This window comes from Aminithiophilus ramosus (genome assembly GCF_018069705.1).
GTDB classification, from domain to species: Bacteria; Synergistota; Synergistia; order Synergistales; family Aminithiophilaceae; genus Aminithiophilus; species Aminithiophilus ramosus.
In genome coordinates this window covers 1,584,989-1,609,167 of the sequence record NZ_CP072943.1, presented here as the reverse complement: position 1 = coordinate 1,609,167, position 24,179 = coordinate 1,584,989, and the positions used below count along the sequence as shown (strand labels likewise).

Genomic DNA, 24,179 nt, shown 5'->3' with positions numbered 1-24,179 from the left:
CCGTTTGGCGTGCAGGAAGGAGCTGTTGGTCCATGAACGTGGAGAAGAAGGCCTTCTCTTCAGATGACGCCGTCCTCGGTTCCGTCGAGTCTCTTTCGCAGAGATTCCAGCAGATGTTCTGGATCGGGCGGCGTCAGGGAAAAGCCGCGGAGGAGCTCCGCTCCAGCGCCGAATCGACCCGCTCCGGCCTCGATCGCTACGCGCGGGGTGTCTCGAAAATCATCGAGGGCTTTTCCGTCCTTTCCGAGGCCTTCGTCGAAATGGGCGCAATCAAAACGACGTCGGAAGCCGCCGAAGCCGAGGCGCGGCAGGATGTTCTCGATACCGTGCAGGCCATGGAGAAGCTGGAGACGACGCTTCGGGGGCTGGCCGTTCTTTCCGAGACACAGGCCCGCATGACGGGTGGCCTTCTCGATTCGACGGCCGAGGTGAAGGCCTTCCTGGACCGTATCGATCGCATCGCCAAGCAGACGCAGCTTCTGGCTCTCAACGCCGCCATCGAGGCCGCTCGGGCCGGAGAGGCCGGTCGGGGTTTCAACGTCGTGGCCCAGGAGGTGGGCAAGTTGGCCCAGTCGACGCAGGAGACGGCCCGTTCCATCTCCGGAGCTCTTCAGACGATGGGGGAGCGCATTCGTTCCGTCGTCGAAGGCCTCGGCGAGACGGAGCGCTCTCTTTCCTCGGGACGGGAGGAGACTCAGGAGGCCTTGGGACGCGCCCGGCGGGCCGGCGACGGCGTTTTGCGCTTCAGCGAATCCTTTTCCCGTCTCATCGGCGTTCTCGACAAAGGACGTTCTTCCATGGAGGGGCTTGCCCATGAGGCCGAGACCCTCCAGGAAGGGACCCAATCGGTCCTCTCCGTCGTGGAGACTCTGGGCAGCAGTCTCGAGGCCGAGACGGCCATGGCTCGGGAGTTCTCCTCTTCCGTGAGGAAGGTGACGGACGATCTTTTCGCTTTGCAGAGCGGGGTGGCGGCTCGACGCCCGGCGGAGGAGTTCTGGGTGGGGCTGACGCCCTTTGCCGATCCGCAGAAGATCCGCGACGACTACGGCCCTCTCCTCGAAGAGGCGGCTCGGCGCCTGGGCCGGAGGATGCGCCTTTTCGTCTCTCCCGATTACGAGAGCCTGGGGAAAATGCTGGCCCAGGGTATTGTCGATCTGGGCTGGTTCAGCCCTCTCGCCTACGTCGATGCCGCCGAGAAATATCCCCTGCGTCCCCTGGCCATTCCCCGCGTCAAGGGACGTCCCTCCTATCAGGGACTCATCATCACGAGCAAGGGAAGCGGTCTGCGGGAGCTGGGCCAGCTGAGGGGCAAACGTTTCGCCTTCGTCGATCCCAAGAGCGGATCGGGGTACCTCTATCCTCGGCTGATGCTCAAAGAGAAGGGGTACGATCCCGACCGCTTCTTCGGCGAAGTTCTCTTTCTCGGGAGTCACGACCGCGTCATCGGCGCCGTCTGGGAGGGGAGTGTCGACGGCGGGGCCACCTATACCGATGCCTGGGATGGAGCGGCCCGATCGATGGACCTGGGCCGCCTCGACATCGTGGCCCGCACCGACGAAATTCCCAAAGATGCCCTCGCCGTTCCCGCCTCCATGGATGTTTCTCAGGCGCGGCGCGTGGGCGACGTCTTTCTGCAGATGACGCCCGGAGCCGGTGCTTACGGTGAGGCCATGAAAAAACTCTCCATCGACGGTTTCGTCGAGGCCGATGACGGTCGCTACGATGTTCTCAGGCGGGCGAAGGCCATGAGCCGATAGATTGGCCGTTGCCCCCGGCTCTCTTCGGCCTAGGATGGCGCTCGAAGAGGTTCTCATTTCGGAGGTGTAAGGACCATGAAAGTTCTCGCTGCATTGAAGGAAGAGCAACGCCTCAAGTCCTCTGCTCTGGGGCTCCTCCTCTTCGAGGAGGAGAAGGAGCTTCTCGACTCGTTTGCCTCTCTCTGCCCGGGCCTTGTCGGCCAAGTCGAGCTGGAGCGCTTCACGTTCAAGAAGGGGGCCTGTCTTTTCCGGGCCTGCCCCGGCGGCAGCCCTTCGAGAGTTTTCGTCGTCGGCCTCGGCTCGGAGAAGAAGGGAAACAACGATGTCTTCCGCGAGGGGGCGGCTCTCCTCGTCAAGGCCGCCTCGGCTGCCGGGGCCTCCGATCTCCAGATCTGGACGGGACATGACGTCGATGGACCTCTTTCCCTGGCTCTGGCCGAGGGAGCCCATCTGGGCGGCTACCGTTTCGATCGCTATCGCGAGGTTCCCGATGAGGAACGGGGTTCCGTCGAAACCGTCTACATATCGGGCGGAGACGAAGAGGCCATTGAAAAAGGTTCTCTCATGGCCTGCAGCCAGATGTTTGCCCGCGACCTTGCCAACGAGCCCGGCAACGTCATCAATCCCCTGACTCTGGCCGACAGGGCCAGGGAGGTGGCCGACCAGGGCGGCTTCGAGTGCCGCATCTACGACGAGAAAGAGCTGGCCGAGATGAATATGGGCCTTCTTCTGGCCGTGGGCGGCGGTTCCAAGACGCCTCCTCGGCTGATCCATCTCGTCTATCGCCCCGAGGGGGAGGCTTTGGGCAAGGTGGCTCTCGTCGGGAAGGGCATCACCTTCGATACGGGCGGCCTCAACCTCAAGCCGGGAGAACATATGAGGACCATGAAGGGCGACAAGACGGGGGCCTCCGTCGTTCTCGGCGTTTTCCGGAGCCTGGCCCGCCTCCGCCCTCCCGTAGAGGTGCACGGCCTCATCGGCGCCGCCGAGAATGCCGTCGACAGCTACTCTTACCGTCCCGACGACATCGTCCGTGGCCGCAAGGGAAAGACCGTCGAGATCGACAACACCGACGCCGAAGGGCGCCTCACTCTGGCCGACGTTCTGGCCTTCGCCTGTGAGCTCAAGCCGTCGATCGTCGTCGACATCGCCACCCTTACGGGAGCCTGTGCCATCGCTCTCGGCCCTTACACGGCGGGACTTCTCTCCAACGACGACTCTCTGGCCGAAGAGCTTCTCGGCGCTTCGCGCCGCTCGGGGGAGCGCTTCTGGCGATTGCCCATGGACGATGAACGTCTGCGCAAAAAGCTCGAGTCGCCTGTGGCCGACCTGGTCAATTCGGGAGGCCGTGAAGGAGGAGCGCTGACGGCCGCCATGTTCCTCGAGGCTTTCGTCGACGAAGGCATTCGCTGGGCTCATCTCGATATAGCCGGCGTCGATACCTATAAGGAGCCTTTCGGTTATTACTCCAAAGGGGCCACGGGGTTCGGCGCCCGGACGCTTCTCGATTTTCTTACGAGTCTGGAACCGGAAGTGTGATGATCACCGAACTGACCGCCATCGCCTCCAGGCTGGAGGCGATGGTCCGCGTCCTCCTGGGGGATTGCCTTCTGCGTCGCGAGGAGAAAGAGCCCGACGAAGAAGACAGGCGAGGTTCCCGCGAGATTCTGCGCCCCTTCAGACAATGTCTCCAGTCGGTGGAGATGAATATCTGCGTCGTCGGAGACCGTCATTTCCGAAGCTGTCTTCAGAAGCACAGCCGCCCCTTTTTCTCTCGATCGACTCGAGGTTCGCTTCTGAATGAAGAGTTCGTCTCCATCTTCTCCGATATCCTCTTTTCTCTGGGTGGAGGCGACGGCGAGTTGGGGCGCATGCGGCTTTCGCTCTATCAGGGAGAGATCGAGGCCGCTTTGACGGAGCATCTCGAAAAACAGTTGGGGAAGTTTTGATAGCAGGATAGAAAGAGGGGGTCCCTCGTCGAGGGACCCCCTCTTTCTATCCTGCTATCCGTCCTGGCGTTTCCAACGTGTTCCTTGAGGTCCGTCTTCGAGGACGATCCCTTCTTCCGCGAGTCCGTCGCGAATGGCGTCGGCCCTGGCGAAGTCGCGGTTTTCCCGGGCCTGACGGCGCTCGGCGATGAGGCCTTCGATGCGCTCTTTGTCGGGGTCTCCGCTGGTGTCGACGGGATCGACGACGCCGAGAACGGCCTCGGCTTCGTCGAAAAAGCGGCGGGCAGCCTCAAGTCCCTCTCGGGAGGGAAATTTTCGGTCCTGAATGTGACTGTTGACGGCCCGGACGGCCTCGAAAAGGGCGCCCAAGGCACCGGCGGTGTTGAAATCGTCGTCCATTTGTTCCATGAAAGTCGCACGGAACTGGGATATCTCGGCGGCGAGGGGAGAGGGATCGGGCGAAGTGGCCCCTCTCAGTGCCTCGTCGAGGCGGCGGGAGCAGTTGTTGAGTCGCTCGACGGCGCTTTTGGCCTGCAGAAGGCCCTCTTCGGAGAAGCTGATGGGCGAGCGGTAGTGGGCACCGAGCATGAAAAGGCGGATGGCCAGGGGCGGATACTTCTCCCTGGCGGCCCGGGCCGTGAGGAAGTTGCCCAAGGACTTGGACATCTTTTCCTGATCGATCATGAGATATCCGTTGTGAATCCAATAACGGACAAAAGGTTTGCCCGTAGCGGCCTCGGCCTGGGCAATCTCGTTCTCGTGGTGGGGAAAGACGAGGTCGCTGCCGCCGGCGTGGATATCGATCGTGGGGCCCAGCATGGCCGTGGACATGGCGCTGCACTCGATGTGCCAACCGGGGCGCCCCCGTCCCCAGGGACTTTCCCAGGCGGGTTCGCCCGGCTTTTCGGCCTTCCAGAGGGCGAAGTCGAGAGGGTGTTTTTTCCGTTCGTCGACGTCGACTCGGGCTCCCGCCTGAAGGTCGTCGAGGCTCTGTTGGGAAAGTTTCCCATAGGCGGAGAAACTGGCCACGTCGAAGTAGACGTCTCCGTCGACGGCATAGGCATGCCCTTTCTCGACGAGGCTTCGGACAAGGGCGATAATGTCGTCGATATGGTGGGTCGCTCTGGGGCTGTAGGTGGGACGACGGATGCCGAGGGCGTCGGCGTCTTCCCGATAGGCGGCGATGAAACGCTCGGCCAGCTCGTCGACGGAAAGGCCCATATCTTTGGCTCGATTGATCATCTTGTCGTCGATGTCGGTGAAGTTCTGGACGTAGATGACGCGGTAGCCGCTCTGCTCGAGGTAGCGGCGGAGGACGTCGAAGAGGATGAAGGGCCGGGCGTTGCCGATATGGAAATAGTCGTAGACCGTGGGTCCACAGACATAAAAGGTGACCTCGCCCCGGCGGATGGGGACGAAGGGTTCCTTCTGCCTCGTCAGATCGTTGTACAGGCTGAGCGCCATGGATTGATGCTCCCCCTTCCTGGGATGAGACCTGATGTGTGACCGTCGCCCGTCTTGCTCTGCGTCGTGGGGAAGAACGAGGATAATCACAGGCTATGATATCCTATAGCATCGGAGGCCCGTTGGAAATGGGCCGATTTCCGGGAAAGGTGATCGACGTTGACGCACCCGCTGCAAGAGAAAGTGAGAAAACTGCCCCTTCGCCCCGGCGTCTACCTTTTTCACGACGGAGAGGGCACGGTTCTCTATGTGGGCAAGGCCAAATCGTTGCGCAAGCGGGTCGCCTCTTATTTCCGTCACGAGGGGTTCGCCTCGCCTCGCCTACGCAAGCTCGTCGAATCGGCCCGAGATCTCTCCTATATCCGTACCGAGAGCGAGGCGGAGGCGCTTATCGTCGAGTCGAGACTGATCAAGAAGTATCAGCCTTTTTTCAACGTCGAACTCAAAATGGGCGAACGGTATCCCTTCCTCAAGATCACCGACGAGCCGTTTCCCCGCCTCGAAATCACCCGCCACAGAAGCGACGATGGAGGGCGCTACGTAGGTCCCTTTACGCGAGTCGGCGATTTGCGCCGCCTTCTGCGACTGATCGAACGTCATTTTCCCCTGAGAACCTGCAAGACCGATCTCTCCGGACCTCGTCAGGAACGTCCCTGCGTCCGGCACGCCCTGGGCCGCTGCGGCGGAGCCTGCGCGGGCCTGACGAGTGAGGCCGAGTACGGCGAACGCGTGGCCGATGTCCTCCTTCTCCTTCAGGGCAACGCCGCCGATCTCGTCGAGCGCCTTCGGCTCCGCATGGATCGCGCCGCCTCGGGACTGGCCTTCGAGGAGGCGGCACGACTGAGAGATACGATCCGCTCCCTTTGGCGTCTGTCCCGTCAGCGGCTTTCGTCGACGCTGAGTCACGATCTGGACCGGGAGACGTGGACCCTTCTCCTCCGCCTTCAGGAACTGCTGGGTCTGCCGACGATCCCCTGGCGCATCGACGGTTTCGACATCTCCCACTTCTCCGGCAAAGAAATGTACGGCGTCGCCGTCGTTTTCGAACAGGGATTGCCCAATCCCTCCCTCTATCGCCGTTTTGCCGTAAAATCGGTGGAAGGCGTCGATGATTTCCGAGCCCTCGAGGAGGTCGTCGGCCGTCGCTATCGCCGATGCCTCGAGGGGGAGGAACCTCTCCCCCAGCTTGTCCTCATCGACGGAGGTCCCCTGCAGCTCGAGTTCGCCGCGGGAGCTCTGGCTGCTTTGGGGCTGGAGGAATTGCCTATCGTCTCTTTGGCCAAAAGGGAAGAACAGCTCTTCCTGCCGGGGCGGAAAGAGCCTCTTGAGCTGCCTCTCAGCGATCCTGCCCTTCAGCTTTTGCAGAGAGTCCGCGATGAGTCTCATCGCTTCGCCGTCGCCAGCCACCGTCGAGGTCGTGACAGTCGGCTCCGCCGCTCCGTTCTGGAGGATGTACCGGGGGTGGGGAAAAAACGGGCGGCCCTGCTCCTGATCCATTTCGGGAGCGTTCAGAAGATCGCTTCGCTGGAGCCTGACGAATTGACGCTCCTGACGGGCATCGGCCCGGAGACGGCCCGCAGAATTGTTGAGACATTGAGGGAGGAAAAGGTGTGACCCGTCAGATGGAGCTCTACACGCATTACATGAGGATGGCTCTCAGCCTGGCCGAGAGAGGCACGGGATGGACGAGTCCCAATCCACGCGTCGGTTGCGTGATCTTCGACGAAAAAGAAGAGCGCGTTCTTGGCTGGGGCTATCATCGCCGCTTCGGTGGACCGCACGCCGAGGTCAAGGCCCTGGAGCGGGCCGGAGAGCGGGCGCGGGGGGCGACGGCCGTCGTCAACCTGGAGCCCTGCTGCCATTTCGGCAAAACGCCACCCTGCGCGCCCCGTCTCGTCGAGGCCGGCGTGGGCCGCGTCGTCGTCGGAATGAGAGATCCCAATCCCTGTGTCGACGGAGGGGGAATCGAAATTCTCCGGAAGGCCGGAATCGACGTGGTGCTCGGCGTTCTCGAAGAGGAATGCCTCCACGTCAACAGGGGGTTCGTCAAAGCCCTTACGGGTGGGCGTCCCTGGGTGACGGTCAAGGCCGCTTTGAGCCTCGATGGCGCCATTGCCCTGGGTGACGGAGAGAGTCGCTGGATCAGTGGCGCCCTTTCTCGAAGCAAGGCCCACCTTCTTCGCGGGGAGAACGACGCCATTCTCGTCGGCATCGGTACGGTCCTCAAGGACGACCCGGAACTGACCGTTCGTCTCGTCTCCGGACAATCGCCTCTGCGCGTCGTTCTCGACAGTCGGTTGCGGACTCCCGCTTGCGCCAAGGTCATCGGAGACGGCCGTTGCCTCGTCGTCGGAACCGCCGAGAGCGATCCGAAGCGGGCCGAGACCCTTCGAAAGGCCGGGGCCGAGGTCGTTCTCCTCGATGCCCCGGAGGGGCGTTTCCGCCTCGACGAGCTTCTTAGCCTGCTTGTCCGTCGCGGCGTTCTGCGCCTGCTCGTCGAGGGAGGGGCCTCCGTGATTCAATCTTTCATCGAAGAGCGGCTCGTCGACGAAGTGTCTCTCTTCCTGGCGCCCAAATTCCTGGGACGGGGCATTCCCTTCACGGGCAATCTGAGACTCCGCCATATGGGGGAGGCCATCGCGCTCAGGGCTGCTACAATAAGGCAGGTCGACGGAGATCTCTGGCTGGAGGCGATGCCATGTTTACCGGCCTGATCGAGGAAGTGGGGCGTCTCGTCTCCTCCCGTCCCCGGACGGGTATGACCTTACTGGAAATCGAGGCTCCCGGGATGGCCCCGCACCTTCGCTTCGGCCAGTCCGTGGCGGTCAGCGGCGCTTGCCTCACCGTCGTGGAGGAGGGGAAAACGCGTTTTTTCGTGGAGATGATGGCCGAGACGGTGCAGCGGACCCGACTGGGCGCTCTGCGGCCTGGAGCCCGCCTCAATCTGGAGAGGGCTCTTTCCCTTCAGGCCCGTCTTGACGGTCACATCGTCCAGGGACACGTCGATTCCGTCGGCACGGTGCGACGCGTGGACCGTGCCGGCCTCTTTTCCGCCCGCCTTTGGGTGGATCTCGAAGAGCGGCCCCTCGTGGAGGTCATCCCCAAGGGCTCCGTGGCCGTCGACGGAGTGAGCCTCACCGTCATCGACGTCGACACAGGGGGGTTTTCCGTCGGTCTCATCCCGACGACGCAAAAAGAGACGACTTTGGCCGATCTCGCCGAGGGCCATAAGGTGAACATAGAGACCGACGTTTTAGCCAAATACGTGCGGCGCATGCTTGGCGTCAGGAGCGGGGCGGAAGAGAGCCAGGCCCCGGTCCCTCTGACGGAAGAGGCTCTACGCGAGTTGGGCTGGCTATCTTAAAGAGCCTTGGGAGGGATTCCAATTGTCCGAACAGATGGAGCAAGATCTCTTCAGCACGATCGAATCGGCCCTGGAGGACATCCGACAGGGGAAAATGATCGTCGTCGTCGACGACGAGGATCGGGAGAACGAGGGAGATCTTCTCATGGCCGCGGAAAAGGCGACGGCCGAATCGATCAACTTCATGGCGACGCATGCCCGAGGTCTCGTCTGCGCTCCTCTCGCCGAAGATCAGGCCCGTCGCCTCGGTCTCTGTCTCATGGTCGACGACAACACGGACCGCCACTGTACGGCTTTCACCGTCTCCGTCGATGCCTCGGAGGGGACGACGACGGGCATCTCGGCGGCGGAGCGCGCCCTGACAGCCCGCCTTCTCTCCGATCCGACATCGAAACCGAAAGATTTCCGCCGCCCCGGCCATATCTTTCCTCTCATCGCCAGGAAGGGCGGCGTTCTCAAGAGGGCCGGGCACACCGAGGCCGCCGTCGACCTGGCACGTCTCGCCGGCCTTCGTCCGGCCGGCGTCATCTGCGAAGTGATGAACGAAGACGGCACCATGGCCCGCCTCAACGACTTGGCCCGCTTCGTCGAAACGCATGGGCTCAAGATCATCTCCATCGCCGATCTGATCCGTTACCGCCACCGCCAGGACCGTCTCGTCGAACGCGTTTCGACCGTCCAGCTCCCGACGGAGTACGGCACTTTCGTCGCCCACGCCTACCGTTTCATCCTCGACGAGGCCGGCGACTATCTTCACATGGCCCTCGTCAAGGGCGACATCGGCGGCGAGGAGCCCGTTCTCGTCCGGGTTCACTCGGAGTGCCTCACAGGCGACGTCTTCGGCTCTCTTCGCTGCGACTGCGGCCCTCAGCTCCATCGGGCCATGAAGAGCATCGAAACGGAAGGGCGAGGCGTGCTGATCTACATGCGTCAGGAGGGACGAGGCATAGGGCTTCTTCCCAAGCTGAAGGCCTACGAACTTCAGGAAAAGGGCCTCGACACCGTCGAGGCCAACGTCGCCCTGGGCTTCGCCCCCGATCTCCGCGACTACGGCGTCGGGGCTCAGATCATGGCCGATCTGGGATTACGCCACGTCCGTCTTCTCACCAACAATCCCAGAAAGGTCATCGGCCTCGCGGGGTACGGCATCGACATCGTCGACCGCGTTCCTCTCGAGATTGAGGCCAATCCCTACAACGAACGCTACCTCGACACGAAAAGGGAAAAAATGGGCCATATGATCCACCTCAAGGACCTGATCGGCTGAGAGGTCCGCTTTTTCATTCCGAAAGGAGACAATGAAATGAAAATATTTCAAGGAAAGTTGATCGGAACGGGGCTGCGCTTTGTCGTCGTCGCCTCCCGTTTCAACGACCTTATTTCGTCGCGCCTTCTCGAAGGCGTCAAGGATGTTCTCGCCCGTCATGGTGTGCGTCATCAGGACATCGATGTCTGCTGGGTTCCCGGTGCCTGGGAGATCCCTCTCGTCGCCAAGGAGATGGCACTCACGGGGCGCTACGATGCCATCGTCGCCATCGGCGCCGTCATTCGCGGCGATACGCCGCATTTCGACTACGTTTCGGCTGAGGTCGCGAAGGGCATCGCCCATATCGGTCTGGAACAGCGCGTCCCCGTCGCCTTCGGCGTCCTCACCTGCGACAGTCTGGAGCAGGCCCTTCTGCGTGCCGGGAGCAAGGCCGGCAACAAGGGGGCGGAGGCCGCCCTGGCCGCCCTGGAGATGGCCGATCTGCTGCGCAACATCAGAGCGGGCACCACGGAGGAGGCCTAGGCTGGAATGCTCGATATCCGCTGGGTTCGAGAGAACCCCGATTCTGTCCGCCAGATGCTTGAAAACAGAGGGACGACGTTTCCCCTCGACGATCTGATCCTCCTTGACGAGAGACGACGCCGCCTCCTCACCGAAGTGGAGGAGCTCAAGACCCGCCGGAACCAGGAGTCGAAGAGCATCGGCGAGGCCCAGAGCCGTGGCGAGGATGTGGAGGCACACAAGGCCGCCGTTCGGGACATATCTACGCGCATCAAGGGTCTGGACCAGGAAGTCGCTTCCGTCGAGGAATCGCAAAGGGAGCTGATCATGGCCCTTCCCAACGTTCCCCACGAATCGGTTCCTGTCGGTGCCGACGAGGAAGCCAATGTCGAAGTCCGCCGTTGGGGAACGCCCCGTTCCTTTCCCTTCGAGCCCAAGCCGCACTGGGATCTCGGCGAAGCCCTCGGGATCCTCGACTTCGAGCGGGGCGTCAAGATCGCCGAGAGCCGCTTCACCGTTCTTCTGGGGCTGGGCGCCCGTCTTGAGCGGGCTTTGATGAACTTCATGCTCGATCTCCACACGGGAGAGCATGGATTCAAGGAGGTGCTCCCCCCCTTTCTCGTCAATTCTCGTGCGATGGCCGGCACGGGGCAGCTTCCCAAGTTCGCCGAAGACCTGTATCGCTGTGCCGACGACGACCTCTGGCTCATCCCGACGGCCGAAGTCCCTCTGACAAACCTCCATGCCGATGAGATCCTTGAGGAGAGTCAGCTTCCTCTCTACTACGCGGCCTACACGGCCTGCTTCCGGCGCGAGGCGGGAGCCCACGGCCGCGATGTGCGGGGCATTCTGAGGCAGCACCAGTTCGACAAGGTCGAAATGGTCAAGATCTGCCACCCGGAAAAAAGCTACGAGGAACTGGAGCATTTGACGGCCTGTGCGGAGAAGGTGCTTCAGCTACTGGAGATACCCTACCGCGTCGTCTGTCTTTCCACGGGGGACATGGGGTTCGGGGCCGCGAAAACGTATGACATCGAGGTCTGGATCCCCTCGCAGGAGAAATACCGTGAAATCAGCTCCTGCAGCAACTGCGGCGATTTCCAGGCTAGACGCATGAACGCCCGCTATCGCCCCGAAGGCGGAGGGCGACCACGTTTCGTCCACACCTTGAACGGCTCGGGCATTGCCATAGGCCGCTGTCTCATCGCCGTCCTGGAAAATTATCAGCGGGAGGACGGTTCCGTCGATCTCCCCGACGTTCTCGTCCCCTACATGAGGGGAGTCACCCGTCTGGAACCGGCCTCTTCATGACCCTTCAGGCGGTTATCATGACTGAGACATGGTACAATAACCGTCAAAGGAGCGAACGCAATCGTTCAACGACGAGGAGGTTGCCGATAGTCGATGGCATTCGATGCCTATAGGACCGGTTTGGTTTTGGCCGTCCTGCTCTTTCTGGTCTGTTTCTTTGCCGAAAAGGGGCTGAAAAGGCACCTCAGCGCGGAGCAATATGATTATCTGCGCGATTTGGGACTCGTTTTCGTCCTTTCCGTGGCGAGCCTCTGGTCCGGCAACGTCCTTGTCCAGGCGGTGGCTCTCTGTGCCTTCCTCGCTTCCGGAGTGGGACTCGCCATTTCCCTCTATCGGCTTCCTCTTTGGCCCTGCTATTTTCTGGTGGGACTCCTGCTGGCCTTAGAGGGGCCCGGCATCGATTTCATCGGTCTGCCCGGCTCCCTGCACTACCTCTCTCCTCTGGCGTCTGTCGTGGCCACCTCCCTTTGGGTGGGACTTTTTCCTCTCGTCCTTCGCCAGCTCGACCGCGTCGGAGGGTTGGCGGGGCACATGGTCGCCGTCTCTTTGGCCCTGATGCTTCTTGTCACGGCCTTCAGTGGCCAGTTCCTTCCGGAGGCCTTTTTCCTCGGTCTCTGCGGGATCTCCCTTCTGACGGTCTTCTGGAGTCGCCACGGGCATAGTTACCGGACGCTGGGCGAGTCCCTCTGCGGTTTTTGGGGCGTCTTCCTCGCGGGACTTTCGATTTTAGGCGTGAGCAAGGGAATTACTTTTACCGCCCTGATGATGCTTCCGTTGGGGCTTTTCGCACTGCCCCTTTTGGAGATTTCTCTGACGGTCTGTTCCCGTTTCATGCCCCTGGCTGAAATGGGGGAGATCTCTCTCTATCACCGTCTCGTGGGCAGGGGCATCAATCACCCCAGGGCAGTCAGGATGACGGCGGCAACCTGCGCCTCCGTCGGAGTTTCCGTCGCTCTTCTGCAGATGGAGCTTTCGTCCCCCCTGCGGCTGGCGGCCGGTCTTTTCGTCACCCTTCTTCTCGTCCTCGTCATTCAGGGGGCCTTTTCCCGAAACACCTCCGCACCGGGGCGTCGTTCATCCCTTTGGGGAGTCGAAGTCGACAACGTCTCGCTTCCCTTCGCACTCGGCAGGGCCCTTTCGTGGGCGCGTTACGGAGAGCGGTCGGAGCACATTGCCACCCTCGATGCCCTCTCCGCCTTGCGCACTCTCCGTGACGGGGATTTTCGAGAATGGATCAGCAGGGCCTCTCTGGTCCTTCCCGACGGGCGTGGGCTCGTCTGGGCACTGCGTTTCCTGGGATGCCCCGTCCAACAGCGCATCACGGGTATCGATTTTTTGGAGCAGTTCTGTCGATCGGCGTCGGCCGAGGCTCTTCCTCTCTACTTCATGGGGGGCAGGCCCGGCGTGGCCGCCGAGGCAGCGAAACGCCTGGCTTTCCGCTATCCCGGCCTTGATGTTCGGGGAACGGCGGACGGCTATGGAGGAGCCGAGGACGAAGACGCTCTTGTCCGGGCGATCGTCGAGTCCGGGGCAAGGATCCTTTTCGTCGGGCTCGGTGTGCCTCGCCAGGAGGCCTGGATCGCCAGAAACCGAGATCGCCTCGCCCCTCTCGTACTCGTCGGGGTGGGAGGCTCTTTCGATGTCCTCTCGGGGAATCTCAGGCGGGCCCCTCGAATCTGGCAGGATCTCGGACTGGAGTGGCTCTACCGGACCCTTCAGGAGCCTTGGCGGTGGAGCCGTGTCTGTCATCTTCCTCTTTTCGTCTCTCTCGTCGTCGCCACCCGTCTCGGGCTCTATGGGAGACGGGCGTGAGAGGGCGACGTGGACGTCGTCCTCTCCTGGGCCGCAGCAGAGAGGGAGTGACTCTCCGTTGACGCTGATGGAAGAGCGCCTGGAGCCCGGAATGATCCTTCGTCTCCGCAAACCTCATCCCTGCGGAAGCCGCCAGTGGCGAGTCGTTCGTCTCGGTGCTGAAGTCGAGATCGAGTGTCTTGGCTGCGGGAAAAAGCTTTTGATGGAGCCCTACCTTCTCCGGAAAGCGGTCACTAAAGTGGAGAGCTCATGAAGCTTTCCCTCTTTTCTGTGGGGAAGCTGAAGGAGCCTTTCGTCGTTCAGGGAGTGAGGGAATACCTCAAGCGCGTCGAGCGCCACCTCCCCCTTGAGTGGGTCCAGCTTCCCGAGACGAAAGGACTGAATGCCTCATCGAGCAGGGATGACTCGACGCGGCGGATTCTCAAGGCCCTTGGGGAGCGGGATTTCGTCGTTCTTCTCGACGAAAGGGGGGCGATGATGGACAGCCCCGCCTTTTCTCGATGGTTCTATAGTCGGCTGGAGGACGTTTCGGGGAAAATAGTCTTCGTCGTGGGAGGTGCCTACGGTGTCGGGCAAGATCTCAGGCGCAGGGCCGATGCCCTGCTCTCTCTTTCGCCCATGACCTTGACCCACGAGTTGGCTCTGCTTTTCGTCGCGGAGCAACTGTATCGGGCTGTCATGATTCGTCTCGGCACCTCGTACCATCATTGACCCGCTCGACCATTCTTTTAGTTCTTTCAGGAGGTATGGACCGATGAAAATGGATAAGCTTCTCAAGCAGGCCCAGAAAATGCAGGCCCAAATGGCGCGGGTTCAGGAAGATCTGGCCAGGGAGCGCGTCGAGGGACTTGCCGGCGGCGGGATGGTCAAGGCGGTGGCCGACGGCAAGGGAGATATCGTCGCCGTTCATGTCGATCCGGAAGTTGTCGACCCCAAGGAAGTGGAGATGCTCGAGGACCTGATTCTGGCCGCCGTCAACGAAGCGATTCGAGCTTCCCGCGAGCTTTCGAACGATCGCATGGGACAGTTGACGAGCGGCCTGGGCATGCCGAACCTTTTTTAGGCGGCCCTGACCTTGTCCCTTCCCGAACCCCTGGAGAAACTGACGGGCCTTCTGGGGCGTTTCCCCGGAGTGGGAGAGAAAAGCGCCCGCCGCATGGCTCTGTACCTGCTGCAACAGCCTCAGAGCTGGACTCGGGAGTTGGCGCGAGCTCTTGTGACCCTTCGCGAGAGTCTGCATCCCTGTCCCGAGTGCGGCAATCTGACCGACATCGATCCCTGCTCCGTCTGTCGCGATCCCCTGCGGGAAAGGGAGACGCTTTGCGTCGTCGAGACGGCCGAGGACCTCATCAGCCTGGAACAGTCGGGCGTTCATAACGGGCTGTACCACGTCCTCGGCGGTCGCATATCTCCTCTGGACGGAGAGGAGTTGCCTCCTGAGGCCCTGGGCCGTTTGGCGGGGCGCCTCGAGAGGGGAAAGTTCAAAGAGGTGATCCTCGCCACGAGCCCGCGTATCGAGGGTGATATGACCTATTATGCCGTCCTCGAAGCCCTCCGTCCCCTGACGATCCGCGTTTCCCGTCTGGCCTACGGCCTTCCCGTGGGGGGAAGCATCGGATTCGCCGATCGGGTGACTCTGCGGGCCGCTATGGATGCGAGAAGAGAGGTCAAACGGGAGGATTTGTGAGGCCGTCCCCTGAAGGGAGGAGTGCAAAATCGGCCGGAGATCGAATCATCGAGGAGGTGGGGGAATGGCCGAAGGATTTGGGAAAATCGTCTTTGGCGCGGCGCGAGGTCTTTTGGCGCTGCTGGGTGGAATCGCCGGCTATCAGGTCGCGCGCTGGGTCGTTTCCGAGGGGTGGCTTCCCTGGACGTCGATGCTGCATGTCCTGGTTCTGAACGGCCTTTGCGTCCTGGTGTTGGGGGGCATGGGCTACCTGTTGACTCCCTATTTCATAAAGAGCCTCGGCTTTATAGGTCTCCTCTTCGAGCACCACCTTCAATTCCTGAGCTGGCAAGATCTCTCCGTGGCCATCCTGGGCCTGATCGTGGGATTGCTCGTGGCCAATCTGGTGGCCCTTCCCTTTGCCGATCTTCCTGCCATCGGAAGCTACATTGCCGTCCTGCTCAACGTGGTCTTGGGCTATATCGGCATAAGGCTTTTTCTTAAGAGGCGGGAAGAGATCCAAGGCATGTGGAGCACCATCGGCGGTCTCAAGGAGCGGATCCGGCTGCGCGGGCCGAGACAGGTACAGGTGGGCAGGGGAGAGGAGGTCGTCGGCGGCGGACGATGTAATCTCAAGATCCTCGATACGAGCGTGCTCATCGACGGCCGCATCCTCGACGTAGCCCAGACGGGGTTTCTGGAGGGATCGCTCGTCCTGCCCCGTTTCGTCCTTCTCGAGCTTCAGTCTGTCGCCGATTCCTCCGATTCCGTCCGGCGGAGCCGGGGACGGAGAGGCCTCGACGTCGTCAACAGCCTTCAGAAGATCGAGAACGTCCAGGTGGAGATCGTCGAGATTCCCCTCAGGCAGCTCCAGGTGGAATCCGTCGACGAGGGGCTCATCGCTCTGGCTCGCCAGATCGGCGGCAAAGTCATGACGACGGATTACAACCTCAACAAATTGGCCCAGATCGACGGCGTCGACGTTCTCAACGTCAACGATCTCTCCAATGCCCTCAAGCCGATGCTTCTGCCCGGAGAAACGGTCATCGTCGATCTCATCAGGGAGGGCAAAGAGCCGCTTCAGGGCGTGGGCTATCTCGACGATGGAACGATGATCGTCGTCGAGGAGGGGCGTTCTCACATCGGTCGTCGCGTCGATGTGACCGTCACCTCCATGCTTCAGACTTCGGCGGGACGGATGGTTTTCGGGAGAATCCGACGGGAGGTTCCCAAATGAAATCCTCCTGGTCCTTTGTCATCGTGGCTGGAGGCAAGGGACTTCGCCTGGGCGGCACGCCCAAACAGCTCCGTTTGCTTGGAGGTTCCCCCCTCTGGACCTGGAGCGCTCGCTGCGCCCAGGTCCTTTTCGACGCAGGTGAAATCGCCGAACTGGTCCTCGTCGTTCCGTCCGGCCAGGAGGAGCTCTTCGATCGATCCTTTCTGACGATGCCCCTTCGTTGCGTCGCAGGAGGGACGACGCGGACCGATTCCGTTCGCTCGGGGCTCTCAGCCGCCAGCGGAGCCTTTGTTCTCGTTCACGACGGGGCCCGCCCCTTCCTCTCTCCCGGTCTCTGTCGCCGCCTCATGGCGGCGACGACGGAACGACACGGCGCCATCCCCCTCTGTCCCGTCAACGATGCCCTCAAGATTCAGACGAAAAGCGGCCCCGTCTCTCTGGACAGGGGAACCGTCCGGGCAACCCAGACTCCGCAGGCCTTCCCCCGCAGGCCCCTTCTCAATGTTCTCGGGGAGGGCGCGACCTTTCTCGACGAGGCCGAGGCCTGGCTGGAAAGCGGGGGAGGCCTTTCAACGGTGGAGGGAGATCGCATGAATTTCAAGATAACAGATGAGGCGGACTGGAAGATCGCTCGAGCCCTGGCGGCCAAGCCGGTTACGGTGCGGACGGGGCACGGCTTCGACGTACACCCTCTTGTGCCCGGCAGAGCTCTCTTCCTGGGCGGCGTTCGCGTCGAGGCCCCCCTCGGGCTGGATGGCCATTCCGATGCCGATATCGTTTGCCACGCCGTCTCCGATGCCCTTCTCGGCGCCGCGGGACTTCCCGACCTGGGGACCCTCTTCCCCGCCTCGGAGGAGCGCTATCGGGACGCCGACAGCTATGAACTGCTTCGCCAGGTGCTCCTCCGCGTCGTCGCCGAAGGATGGGATATTCTCTGGGTCGATGTGACGCTGCATGCCCAGATCCCCCGCCTTGGTTCCTGCCTCGCCTCGGTAAGAGACAGGATGGGCGAGCTTTTCGACAGGGAAGAGGAGCCACGATTCAACATCAAAGTGAAATCGGGCGAGAAGGTGGGATCGGTGGGCTCCGGCGCCTCGATGGAATGTCACGCTCTGGCGACGATCCGTAGGGGAGGTTGAACAGATGCGGCAGGGGCGGCGCCTTTTGTTTGCTCTCCTTCTTCTTGTTGTCCTTGCGGCGACATCGGGCGAGGCCTATCCCTCCCAGATTCAGGAGAGGGGTAAAGCCTTGGCCTGGACGGTGGGAGGAATCGTCATCGCCACCTTTCCCGAGTCCATGAAGGGCGAGCTGAATGACCTGTCCCGCCGTTTCGACAGCCACTACAAAAAGGGATTCCCGCTCAGCGCCCTGCGCATCGAAGGTAAAGGCGACCGCTGGCACCTGTCCCTGGCCGGCCAGCTTCTGCTGCCGCTGACGGCTCAAGCCTGCCGATTTCACCGTTCCAAAGGAAAGACTCTGGCCGCCCAATGGCTCTCCAATCTCATGGAGGCTCTGATGCGTCTCTCACCCGTGCCTCATGACCGACCAACGCTGGGAGGGAAGACTCAGACGGAGGGAAGGGTCTCCTGGTACGGAGGGAACGGCTGGCAGGGGCGCAGGATGGCCAGCGGCGAGACCTTCGATGACCGACAGCTGACGGCGGCATCCGTCGATCTCCCCTTCGGCACTCTCGTGCGCCTCTCGCATCCCCGCACGGGGAAGAAGGTCGTCGTCAGGATCTGTGACCGTTTCAAGGGACATAAGGGACGGCTTCTCGACATCTCTCTCGGTGCTGCAGAGGCTCTCGGCATCAGAAGGCAGGGGGTGACCCGCCTTGACGTCGAGGTCTTGGGGCTGGCATCGCGAGTGGGCGGCTCCTGAGCGTGGAAATGCCCCTTGCAGGGATGAGGGCCAGGGAGTAAACTACCTCCCAATTTATGCGAGAGGGGTTCTTCTCTCTCTTCCTCTGTCCCCCCTGAAGGGACATGGCGTTGGCAGCTTTGCCCAAGGAGGTTCTCATGAGTTTCGAGGAAAAATTTGTCGCCTACGAAGGATACACCTTCGACGATGTCCTTCTCGTGCCGGGATACAGCGAAGTCCTGCCCGCCACCGTCGAGGTCGGCTCTTACCTGACGTCCCAGATCCCCATGAATATTCCCATCTGCAGCGCCGCCATGGATACGGTCACGACGGGGCGGTTGGCCATCGCCATTGCCCGAGAGGGCGGCATCGGCTTTGTCCACCGCAACCAGACACCGGAACAGCAGGCGGCGGAAATCGATAAGGTCAAGAGGTCCGAATCGGGCGTCATCGTCGATCCCTTTTACCTGAACCCCAACGATCCCGTGACGGCCGCCCTTGCCCTCATGGAACACTATCACATCTCGGGTGTCCCCATCGTCGACGAAAAGAAGATCCTCGTCGGCATCATCACCAACAGAGACCTTCGATTCGTCACCGATTTCGAGCAGCCCATCGACAATATCATGACCAAGGAGAACCTGATCACGGCTCCCGAGGGAACGACGCTGGAGGGGGCCAAGTCCATCCTCATGGTCCACAAGGTGGAGAAGCTCCCCATCGTCGACGGTCAGGGAAAGCTGAAGGGGCTCATTACCATCAAGGACCTTCAGAAAGTCAAAGATTTTCCTCAGGCCAACAAGGACAGCCACGGCCGCCTGCGCGTCGGAGCTGCCGTCGGCGTCGGTGCCGATGTCGTGGACCGAGCCAAGATCCTCGTCACCTCAGGAGTCGACGCCCTCGTCGTCGATACGGCTCACGGCCATGCCAGGGCCGTCATCGAAACCGTGCGCAGCCTGCGCAGACTCTTTCCCGACCTTCCCCTCGTCGGAGGCAACATCGCCACGGGCGATGCCGCCGAGGCTCTTATCGAGGCCGGAGCCGACGGCGTCAAGGTCGGCGTCGGTCCCGGTTCGATCTGCACGACGCGTATTATCGCCGGTATCGGAGTTCCTCAGTTGGCCGCCGTCTACAACGTGGCCCGCGTCGCCCACGGAAGGGGCAAGAAGGTCATTGCCGACGGAGGAATCCGTTTTTCCGGAGACGTCACGAAGGCTCTTGCCGCCGGAGCGGACACGGTGATGATCGGATCCCTTTTCGCGGGGACGGAGGAAAGCCCGGGTGAAACGGTCATTCATAGAGGGCGCTCCTTCAAGACGTACAGAGGCATGGGATCGTTGGGTGCCATGAAGGGCGGCTGCAGCAAGGATCGCTACTTCCAGGAGAACACGTCGGAGGATAAATTGGTCCCGGAAGGAATCGAAGGAATGGTTCCCTATAAAGGCCCCCTCACGGCCGTCGTCTATCAGCTCGTCGGAGGACTCCGGGCCGGCATGGGATATGTCGGTGCCGCCGACGTGGCAGACCTGCACGAAAAAGGTCGTTTCGTCAAAATCACCAGTGCCTCCGTCAAGGAAAGCCATCCCCACGATGTGGTCGTGACGAAGGAAGCGCCCAACTATTCGGCCGAGTGATCATCCCTTTTTACAGGGGGGATCGTGCCCTTGAGAACGGCTCCTCTGGGTGCTATAATGTGCTGTGTTCGGTGGCGTGTCCGTTTGCGCGCTTCGAAGAGTGGGCTCCGCCCACTCTTCGTTTTTTATCGCTCCATCGCCTTGCGGAAACAGGAGGTGACGTCCGTGTTTCAGGAGACATTGGCTTCTCTTGTCGAGGACCTCGGCTATGAGCCGGTCGGCGTCGAGGTTGTCAAGGAATCGGGTCTCCCCGTGCTTCGGGTTTACATCGACAGCCTCGGAGGCATTGGCGTTGATGATTGTACCCGCGTTTCTCGACATCTCAGCGAATACCTTGATACCCACGAAGATATTTTCCCGACGCGCTATACACTGGAAGTCAGCTCGCCCGGCCTGGAGAGGCCTCTTTTTCGACGAGAAGATTATCGGCGTTTTGCCGGACGGAAGGCTCGCCTCAAGCTGTCGAAAAAAATAGAGGGGAAAAAGCAGATGACGGCTCGTCTCGAGGGCCTTTCCGATGAGGGGATTCGCCTCCTCCTCGAAGAGGGAACCGAGATTGCCGTTCCTTTTGAGATCATCGTAAAGGCCCACCTCGTCTTCGACGAGGCGCCCAAAGGTCAAAAGGGGAGAAAAGGTTAAGGGAGGAATCGGGATATGCAGCTCGGCCGTGATTTTGCCCGCGCCCTGATCCAGATCGAACAGGACAAGGGGCTCTCATCGGAGGTTATCATTGCCAGTCTGGAGGCGGCGCTGGTTTCCGCCTACAGAAAGCACAAAGGCGGCAACCAGAACGTCGAGGTTCTTCTCGATAAGGATATGGGCGAGATTACGATCTACGAGGTCCGTCAGGTCGTCGATGACGTCTCCTCCGAGGATACGGAAATCACACCTCTTGAGGCTGCCGAACTCGGTTACGAGGGGCTTGTCTCGGGCGACCTGCTTCGTATGGAAGTTCAGCCCGAAGATTTCGGGCGCATCGCGGCTCAGACGGCCCGCCAGGTCATCATTCAGAGACTGAAGGACGCCGAGCGCCAGATCATCTTCGAGGAATTCTCCGACCGCATCGGCGATCTCGTCAACGGCGTCATTTTCAAGTCCGAGGGTGATCAGGCTCTTGTTCGCTTAAACGACAGGACCGAGGCTATCCTGCCCAGGGAGGAGCGTATCGTCGGCGAAAAATATGAAATGGGTACGAGGATGAAGTTCTATCTTCTCGATGTTCGTCGCACGACGCGCGGGCCCCGTATCGTCGTCTCCAGGACCCATCCCGGCCTTCTGCGCCGTCTGCTGGAGATGGAGGTTCCCGAAATCCAGGAGGGGACCGTGGAGATCCGAGGCATTGTCCGCGAGGCTGGAGCGAGGGCCAAGGTGGCGGTCGCTTCCCTCGACGCCAACGTCGACCCCATAGGGGCCTGTGTGGGCAACAACGGCACGCGTATCCGTTCCGTCAGTGATGAGCTGGGCGGCGAACGTATCGATATCATTCTCTGGAACGGAGATAGCCTCGCCTATATCCGCAACGCTCTTTCTCCGGCCAAGGTCATGCGCGTAGAACCCATCCTCGAGCAGGAACGGTCGGTACGAGCCTACGTGCGTCCCGATCAGCTCTCCCTGGCCATCGGCAAAGCCGGCCAGAATGTGCGCCTCGGCGCACGCCTTACGGGATGGAAGATCGATATCAAGGTGATCGAACCGGAACGTCTTCCGACATTGCAGGATCTCTTTGAAGATATAATAGTCAAGGGAAGCGATGAGGAGCTATGGCAGAAGCCCTAAAGACGCGGGACAAACGCAGCCGTCCCAGAACCTGTGTCGGCTGTGGCGAGGAAAACCCCAAGAGGGAGATGTTCCGTGTTGCCCGCGATTCCGCGGGGGGAGTGGCAATCGACACGTCCGGCCGAGCGCCTGGTCGCGGAGCCTATCTCTGCCGGAAGAGGAGCTGCGTCGAGTCGGCACGCAAGAGAAACGCCTTAGCCCGAACCCTTCGCGTGTCCTTATCCCCCGAACTTTACGAGGAACTTCTCGCCCTCTGCCCGGAAGAGGACCCCTCTTGAGCGAGCCGGAGATCTCCGGGACGATCCGGGAGGCCTTGGCTCTTCTTGGGTTGGCGCGGCGGGCGCGGCTTCTCGTCATTGGCCAAGATCAGATGCGACGGAGCCTGAGGAAGGGCTCCCCCTTTCTCCTCATCTTTCCCGGCGATGTCCGGGAGAACGTCCGTCGCCTCTTTCGTGGTTATGAGGAGCGAGGTATGTGTAAATCCTATGTCCTCAAGGGACTGAACGTAACGGATATTGCCGCGGCGGGGGGATTTCCTCCGGCTCAGGTCCTGGGTCTGCCCAGAGAACATGGCCTGGCGCGCCGCCTGGAGTCGCTGCTTGACGAGGGGGTCGATGCCATTGAGTAAAATTCGCGTTTATGAACTTGCCAAAATGCTGGACATGTCGAACAAGGAGTTGATGGAGATCCTCGAATCGCTTAAAGTTGACGTCAAAACCCACATGAGCTCCATAGACACGGAAACCGCTCAGCTCGTGGAAGATACGATCAAATCGCCCAAAAAAGAGGTCACCCCTCCTGCAGAGGAGGACGGTGCCATGGTCTGCCTCACCGTTCCCTCTGGCTCGTCCGTCGGTGATGTGGCCAAAGTGCTCTGCGTGCCTGCCGGTGACGTCGTCAAACGCCTCGTCGAGGCCGGAATGATGGTGCCCGCAGGGGCTCCGGCCGATTCGGCCGTCCTGGAGGCCTTGGGTGTCGCCTTCGGCAAGAAACTCGTCGCCGCCTCCGATGAACAGCCACTTGCCGAGAAGAACTCTCGCCCTCAGCCCAAAGGAGACAACCTCGTCGAGCGTCCGCCCATCGTGACGGTCATGGGACACGTCGATCACGGCAAGACGACACTCCTCGACCACATCCGTCACACCCGCGTCGCCGACCGCGAAGCCGGAGGCATTACCCAGCATATCGGTGCCTCCGTCGTGTCCTACAACGCCAAGCGCATCGTTTTTCTCGACACGCCGGGACACGCCGCCTTCACCTCCATGAGGGCGAGGGGCGCCCAGGTCACGGATATCGCCATCCTCGTCGTCGCCGCCGATGACGGTGTCATGCCCCAGACGATCGAGGCCCTCAATCACGCCAAGGCGGCAGGGGTTCCCATCATCGTCGCCCTCAATAAAATCGATAAGGCCGGAGCCAATCCCGATAAGATCCGTCAGCAGCTCTCCGACCAGGGCCTGGTCCCCGAGGAATGGGGCGGCGACACGATCGTCGTCGAAATCTCGGCAAAGCAGGGTATCGGCATCGATAATCTCCTGGAAATGATCCTTATCCTGGCGGAAATGTTGGAGCTTCGGGCCGACCCCGCCGTCGAGCCCGAAGGCGTCGTCGTCGAGGCCGAACTGGACAAGGGGAAGGGTCCCGTCGCCACCGTCATCGTCCGCCAGGGCACGCTTCATCGAGGCGACATTGTCCTTACCGATACGACGACGGGCCGTATCCGGGCCATGATCGACGCCTCCGGCAACTACGTCGACGAGGCCGGTCCCAGCATGCCCGTCGAACTCCTGGGCCTTTCCGACGTCCCGCAGCCCGGCGAGCGTTTCCATCGCGTCGGAAGCGAGCGCGAGGCACGAGGCCATATCGCCGACATCGAAGAGCTGAGACGCCGCCGGGAACAGGAAAACCGCGTCAAGAGAATGACACTTGAGGAGCTCTACAGTCAGATGCAGCAGGGAGAGGTGCCGCAGCTGAACGTCGTCCTCAAGTGCGACGTTCAGGGGACGGCCGAGGCCATCAGGGCCTCCCTCGAGAAGCTGGCCACCGACGAAGTGGGAATCAGTATCGTCCATGTCGGAGTCGGCCGGATCTCCGAGTCGGATGTCATGCTGGCCGCCGCCTCCAATGCCATCATCATCGGATTTGACGTTCGCCCCGACGCCAATGCAAAAAAGATCTCCGACAGCCAGGGCGTCCAGATACGCCTCTACCGTGTCATTTACGACATCATCGACGATGTCCGGGCCGCCCTCGAGGGCATGCTGGCTCCGACCCTGAGAGAAAAGGTCATCGGCCAAGTCGAGATACGGGCTGCCTTCAAAGTTCCCAAAGCGGGCAAAATCGCCGGTTGCTACGTTCTTGACGGGATCGTCAGACGAAACGCGAAAGTTCGTCTCGTTCGTGACGGCATCGTCTACTGGGAGGGCTCTCTCTCCAGCCTCAAACGGTTCAAAGACGATGTTCGTGAAGTCGCCGCAGGCTACGAATGTGGCATGAGCTTCACCAACTTCCAAGACTTCAGCGAAAACGACATCGTGGAAGTTTTCGAGATCATCGAGGAAAAACGGAGCCTCTAAACGTC

24 protein-coding genes are annotated in these 24,179 nt (G+C 61.3%); 23 read left to right on the top strand and 1 reads right to left on the bottom strand.

The window, feature by feature from the left end:
• The first annotated feature begins 32 nt into the window (after positions 1-32).
• The 3 genes from phnD (at position 33) to KAR29_RS07355 (ending at position 3,706) form a co-directional block, all read left to right on the top strand.
• Positions 33-1,757 carry a phosphate/phosphite/phosphonate ABC transporter substrate-binding protein gene (phnD, locus tag KAR29_RS07365; protein ID WP_274372366.1) on the top strand — a complete coding sequence of 575 codons (1,725 nt, stop codon included), beginning with the start codon at positions 33-35 and terminating at the stop codon, positions 1,755-1,757.
• Positions 1,758-1,832: 75 nt separating this feature from the next.
• The gene (locus KAR29_RS07360; protein ID WP_274372365.1) at positions 1,833-3,296 is read left to right on the top strand and encodes a leucyl aminopeptidase; all 1,464 of its coding nucleotides are present in this window, start codon (positions 1,833-1,835) and stop codon (positions 3,294-3,296) included.
• Positions 3,293-3,706: a hypothetical protein gene (locus KAR29_RS07355; RefSeq protein WP_274372364.1), complete on the top strand. Its 414-nt coding sequence runs from the start codon at positions 3,293-3,295 to the stop codon at positions 3,704-3,706. The genes KAR29_RS07360 and KAR29_RS07355 overlap by 4 nt, the downstream gene beginning before the upstream one ends.
• 54 nt (positions 3,707-3,760) lie before the next feature.
• On the opposite strand, the gene cysS is transcribed toward KAR29_RS07355, so the two are convergent.
• Entirely contained in the window at positions 3,761-5,170 is a 1,410-nt protein-coding gene (cysS, locus tag KAR29_RS07350) for a cysteine--tRNA ligase (protein ID WP_274372363.1), read from the bottom strand.
• Positions 5,171-5,353: 183 nt separating this feature from the next.
• Here cysS and KAR29_RS07345 point away from each other — a divergent pair, with 183 nt between their 5' ends.
• The 20 genes from KAR29_RS07345 to infB all read left to right on the top strand — a co-directional run bounded on the left by KAR29_RS07345 (position 5,354) and on the right by infB (position 24,174).
• Complete coding sequence (locus KAR29_RS07345; RefSeq protein WP_274372362.1) at positions 5,354-6,784, top strand: excinuclease ABC subunit UvrC; 1,431 nt, start codon at positions 5,354-5,356, stop codon at positions 6,782-6,784.
• Entirely contained in the window at positions 6,781-7,884 is a 1,104-nt protein-coding gene (gene ribD, locus KAR29_RS07340) for a bifunctional diaminohydroxyphosphoribosylaminopyrimidine deaminase/5-amino-6-(5-phosphoribosylamino)uracil reductase RibD (RefSeq protein ID WP_274372361.1), read from the top strand. Before KAR29_RS07345 ends, ribD begins: the two co-directional genes overlap by 4 nt.
• A gap of 44 nt (positions 7,885-7,928) precedes the next feature.
• Positions 7,929-8,534 carry a riboflavin synthase gene (locus KAR29_RS07335; protein WP_274372360.1) on the top strand — a complete coding sequence of 202 codons (606 nt, stop codon included), beginning with the start codon at positions 7,929-7,931 and terminating at the stop codon, positions 8,532-8,534.
• 34 nt (positions 8,535-8,568) lie between these two features.
• Positions 8,569-9,801 (top strand): bifunctional 3,4-dihydroxy-2-butanone-4-phosphate synthase/GTP cyclohydrolase II, encoded by a 1,233-nt coding sequence (locus KAR29_RS07330; protein WP_274374942.1) that lies wholly within the window; start codon positions 8,569-8,571, stop codon positions 9,799-9,801.
• A 36-nt stretch (positions 9,802-9,837) separates the two neighbouring features.
• On the top strand, positions 9,838-10,323 hold the full coding sequence (ribH, locus tag KAR29_RS07325; protein WP_274372359.1) for a 6,7-dimethyl-8-ribityllumazine synthase: 486 nt from the start codon (positions 9,838-9,840) through the stop codon (positions 10,321-10,323).
• Between the two features lie 6 nt (positions 10,324-10,329).
• Positions 10,330-11,613 carry a serine--tRNA ligase gene (gene serS, locus KAR29_RS07320; protein WP_274372358.1) on the top strand — a complete coding sequence of 428 codons (1,284 nt, stop codon included), beginning with the start codon at positions 10,330-10,332 and terminating at the stop codon, positions 11,611-11,613.
• Positions 11,614-11,853: 240 nt separating this feature from the next.
• The gene (locus tag KAR29_RS07315) at positions 11,854-13,425 is read left to right on the top strand and encodes a WecB/TagA/CpsF family glycosyltransferase (RefSeq protein ID WP_274372357.1); all 1,572 of its coding nucleotides are present in this window, start codon (positions 11,854-11,856) and stop codon (positions 13,423-13,425) included.
• A gap of 67 nt (positions 13,426-13,492) precedes the next feature.
• Positions 13,493-13,678, top strand: coding sequence for a DUF951 domain-containing protein (locus KAR29_RS07310; RefSeq protein ID WP_274374941.1), 186 nt, complete (start codon positions 13,493-13,495; stop codon positions 13,676-13,678).
• A gap of 17 nt (positions 13,679-13,695) precedes the next feature.
• Positions 13,696-14,136 carry a 23S rRNA (pseudouridine(1915)-N(3))-methyltransferase RlmH gene (locus tag KAR29_RS07305; RefSeq protein WP_274372356.1) on the top strand — a complete coding sequence of 147 codons (441 nt, stop codon included), beginning with the start codon at positions 13,696-13,698 and terminating at the stop codon, positions 14,134-14,136.
• Positions 14,137-14,179: 43 nt separating this feature from the next.
• Complete coding sequence (locus tag KAR29_RS07300) at positions 14,180-14,488, top strand: YbaB/EbfC family nucleoid-associated protein (RefSeq protein ID WP_274372355.1); 309 nt, start codon at positions 14,180-14,182, stop codon at positions 14,486-14,488.
• Between the two features lie 12 nt (positions 14,489-14,500).
• Complete coding sequence (gene recR / locus KAR29_RS07295) at positions 14,501-15,112, top strand: recombination mediator RecR (protein WP_274372354.1); 612 nt, start codon at positions 14,501-14,503, stop codon at positions 15,110-15,112.
• 64 nt (positions 15,113-15,176) lie between these two features.
• Complete coding sequence (locus KAR29_RS07290) at positions 15,177-16,328, top strand: PIN/TRAM domain-containing protein (RefSeq protein WP_274372353.1); 1,152 nt, start codon at positions 15,177-15,179, stop codon at positions 16,326-16,328.
• Positions 16,325-17,467, top strand: coding sequence for a 2-C-methyl-D-erythritol 2,4-cyclodiphosphate synthase (gene ispF, locus KAR29_RS07285; protein ID WP_274372352.1), 1,143 nt, complete (start codon positions 16,325-16,327; stop codon positions 17,465-17,467). Before KAR29_RS07290 ends, ispF begins: the two co-directional genes overlap by 4 nt.
• A 4-nt stretch (positions 17,468-17,471) precedes the next feature.
• Positions 17,472-18,209: a septal ring lytic transglycosylase RlpA family protein gene (locus KAR29_RS07280; RefSeq protein ID WP_274372351.1), complete on the top strand. Its 738-nt coding sequence runs from the start codon at positions 17,472-17,474 to the stop codon at positions 18,207-18,209.
• A 137-nt stretch (positions 18,210-18,346) separates the two neighbouring features.
• Positions 18,347-19,822 (top strand): IMP dehydrogenase, encoded by a 1,476-nt coding sequence (guaB, locus tag KAR29_RS07275; RefSeq protein WP_274372350.1) that lies wholly within the window; start codon positions 18,347-18,349, stop codon positions 19,820-19,822.
• Positions 19,823-19,963: 141 nt separating this feature from the next.
• Entirely contained in the window at positions 19,964-20,461 is a 498-nt protein-coding gene (locus tag KAR29_RS07270) for a ribosome maturation factor RimP (protein WP_274372349.1), read from the top strand.
• Between the two features lie 15 nt (positions 20,462-20,476).
• Positions 20,477-21,598 (top strand): transcription termination factor NusA, encoded by a 1,122-nt coding sequence (nusA, locus tag KAR29_RS07265; RefSeq protein ID WP_274372348.1) that lies wholly within the window; start codon positions 20,477-20,479, stop codon positions 21,596-21,598.
• On the top strand, positions 21,583-21,876 hold the full coding sequence (gene rnpM, locus KAR29_RS07260) for an RNase P modulator RnpM (RefSeq protein ID WP_274372347.1): 294 nt from the start codon (positions 21,583-21,585) through the stop codon (positions 21,874-21,876). The genes nusA and rnpM overlap by 16 nt, the downstream gene beginning before the upstream one ends.
• Positions 21,873-22,226 carry a hypothetical protein gene (locus KAR29_RS07255; protein ID WP_274372346.1) on the top strand — a complete coding sequence of 118 codons (354 nt, stop codon included), beginning with the start codon at positions 21,873-21,875 and terminating at the stop codon, positions 22,224-22,226. The genes rnpM and KAR29_RS07255 overlap by 4 nt, the downstream gene beginning before the upstream one ends.
• Positions 22,213-24,174 carry a translation initiation factor IF-2 gene (gene infB, locus KAR29_RS07250; RefSeq protein WP_274372345.1) on the top strand — a complete coding sequence of 654 codons (1,962 nt, stop codon included), beginning with the start codon at positions 22,213-22,215 and terminating at the stop codon, positions 24,172-24,174. The genes KAR29_RS07255 and infB overlap by 14 nt, the downstream gene beginning before the upstream one ends.
• Positions 24,175-24,179 lie beyond the last annotated feature (5 nt).

Excerpts from the sequence above, each read along its gene's own strand:
- phnD (WP_274372366.1), top strand. The coding sequence starts at position 33 with ATGAACGTGGAGAAGAAGGCCTTCTCTTCAGATGACGCCGTCCTCGGT.
- KAR29_RS07360 (WP_274372365.1), top strand. The coding sequence starts at position 1,833 with ATGAAAGTTCTCGCTGCATTGAAGGAAGAGCAACGCCTCAAGTCCTCT.
- cysS (WP_274372363.1), bottom strand. The coding sequence starts at position 5,170 with ATGGCGCTCAGCCTGTACAACGATCTGACGAGGCAGAAGGAACCCTTC.
- KAR29_RS07335 (WP_274372360.1), top strand. The coding sequence starts at position 7,929 with ATGACCTTACTGGAAATCGAGGCTCCCGGGATGGCCCCGCACCTTCGC.
- KAR29_RS07330 (WP_274374942.1), top strand. The coding sequence starts at position 8,569 with ATGGAGCAAGATCTCTTCAGCACGATCGAATCGGCCCTGGAGGACATC.
- ribH (WP_274372359.1), top strand. The coding sequence starts at position 9,838 with ATGAAAATATTTCAAGGAAAGTTGATCGGAACGGGGCTGCGCTTTGTC.
- serS (WP_274372358.1), top strand. The coding sequence starts at position 10,330 with ATGCTCGATATCCGCTGGGTTCGAGAGAACCCCGATTCTGTCCGCCAG.
- KAR29_RS07310 (WP_274374941.1), top strand. The coding sequence starts at position 13,493 with ATGGAAGAGCGCCTGGAGCCCGGAATGATCCTTCGTCTCCGCAAACCT.
- KAR29_RS07300 (WP_274372355.1), top strand. The coding sequence starts at position 14,180 with ATGAAAATGGATAAGCTTCTCAAGCAGGCCCAGAAAATGCAGGCCCAA.
- KAR29_RS07290 (WP_274372353.1), top strand. The coding sequence starts at position 15,177 with ATGGCCGAAGGATTTGGGAAAATCGTCTTTGGCGCGGCGCGAGGTCTT.
- ispF (WP_274372352.1), top strand. The coding sequence starts at position 16,325 with ATGAAATCCTCCTGGTCCTTTGTCATCGTGGCTGGAGGCAAGGGACTT.
- KAR29_RS07280 (WP_274372351.1), top strand. The coding sequence starts at position 17,472 with ATGCGGCAGGGGCGGCGCCTTTTGTTTGCTCTCCTTCTTCTTGTTGTC.
- guaB (WP_274372350.1), top strand. The coding sequence starts at position 18,347 with ATGAGTTTCGAGGAAAAATTTGTCGCCTACGAAGGATACACCTTCGAC.
- nusA (WP_274372348.1), top strand. The coding sequence starts at position 20,477 with ATGCAGCTCGGCCGTGATTTTGCCCGCGCCCTGATCCAGATCGAACAG.
- rnpM (WP_274372347.1), top strand. The coding sequence starts at position 21,583 with ATGGCAGAAGCCCTAAAGACGCGGGACAAACGCAGCCGTCCCAGAACC.
- infB (WP_274372345.1), top strand. The coding sequence starts at position 22,213 with ATGCCATTGAGTAAAATTCGCGTTTATGAACTTGCCAAAATGCTGGAC.